Raw genomic sequence first — 565 nt, forward strand, 5'->3', positions numbered from 1 at the left:
AGCCGCTGATGCGATTCTAAACAGTGGTAAAACACTGTTAGGTTTAGGTGGCGATCACTTCATTACACTGCCTTTGCTAAGAGCATACGGCAAGAAGTACGGTGAGATGGCTCTGATTCATTTTGACGCGCACACTGATACTTACAGTCAGGGCAGTCGTTACGATCACGGCACCATGTTCTACCATGCGCCAAATGAGGGGCTAATCTCGCCTGAGCATTCTGTGCAAATAGGTATTCGTACAGAGTATAAGCAGGAAGGTCACGGCTTTAATGTTATTAATGCGATGCAAGCGAATGACATGAGCGTGGATGAGATCATTGCTCAAGTAAAAGGTATTGTTGGCGACAAACCTGTTTATGTAACGTTTGATATTGACTGTCTAGACCCTGCGTTTGCACCGGGTACGGGCACACCAGTGTGTGGTGGTTTGAATTCAGATAAAGTGCTCAAAATAATCCGTGGCTTACAAGGTATCAACATGGTTGGTATGGATGTGGTAGAAGTGTCTCCAGCCTATGACCAAAGCGAAATTACCGCTCTAGCTGGTGCAACTATCGCACTT

Annotated in this window: 1 protein-coding gene; it reads left to right on the top strand. The window is 45.8% G+C overall.

Going from position 1 to position 565, the window contains the following annotated elements:
- The coding region (gene speB, locus AB4232_RS21610) for an agmatinase (RefSeq protein WP_372087982.1) at window positions 1–565 on the top strand (565 nt) is incomplete at both ends.

The organism is Vibrio sp. 10N.286.46.A8, assembly GCF_041470165.1.
GTDB classification, from domain to species: Bacteria; Pseudomonadota; Gammaproteobacteria; order Enterobacterales; family Vibrionaceae; genus Vibrio; species Vibrio tasmaniensis_A.